A 668-nucleotide genomic window follows, 5' to 3' on the forward strand; every position below is an offset into this window, starting at 1 on the left:
GGTGCGGATCGGCGTGCCTTACGATCTCGTCGGCACGCTGCTCGCGCCGGTGCTGAAAGCCTATGCCGAAGCCTATCCGCAGGTGGAGATATCGCTGGTCTGCGCCTCGTCGCCGGAACTCGCGGCGGCCCTGGCTGCGGGCACGATCGACCTTGCCGTCATCGAGGAGCGTGTCGGCCCCAGCGCCGGCGAATGCCTGCTCGTCGACCGGCTGGTCTGGGTCGGCGCCAGAGGCGGCTCGGCGCGCCTGAAGCGGCCGCTGCCGGTTTCCATTGTCGCCGACACCTGCGCCTTCCGGCCGGCGGTGCTGGCGGCGCTTGCCGAGCACGGGCTCGACTGGCGCACCGTGTTCGAGAACGGCAACATCGATGCGACGACCGCGACGGTGCGCTCCGACCTCGCCGTGACCACCTGGCTTGCCTCGACGGTGCCGGCCGATCTCGACATCCTGTCCGATGCCGGGCTTCCGGCCCTGCCGAATTTCTCCGTCAACCTGCATCTGCCGAAACATGCCACCCAGCCGGCCGCACAGGCTTTCGCCAGCCATATCCGCGAAGGTCTGGGGCGCTACCGCCAGGCGGCGTGAGCATGTTTTCTTCCTCGCCCGCGGCTCGGCGGGGGCGAGGAAAAGCGCCGGCGCTACTTCCAGGTCCTGCGCCGTTCGATCT

Annotated in this window: 1 protein-coding gene; it reads left to right on the forward strand. The window is 69.3% G+C overall.

Annotation, left to right across the window (positions count from 1 at the left end):
• A partial coding sequence (locus tag EOA28_RS37715; RefSeq protein ID WP_128315947.1) for a LysR substrate-binding domain-containing protein occupies nucleotides 1-586 on the forward strand: 586 nt, incomplete at its 5' end.
• Between the last annotated feature and the right edge of the window lie 82 nt (nucleotides 587-668).

This window comes from Mesorhizobium sp. M2A.F.Ca.ET.067.02.1.1, from assembly GCF_004023285.1.
Classification (GTDB): Bacteria; Pseudomonadota; Alphaproteobacteria; order Rhizobiales; family Rhizobiaceae; genus Mesorhizobium.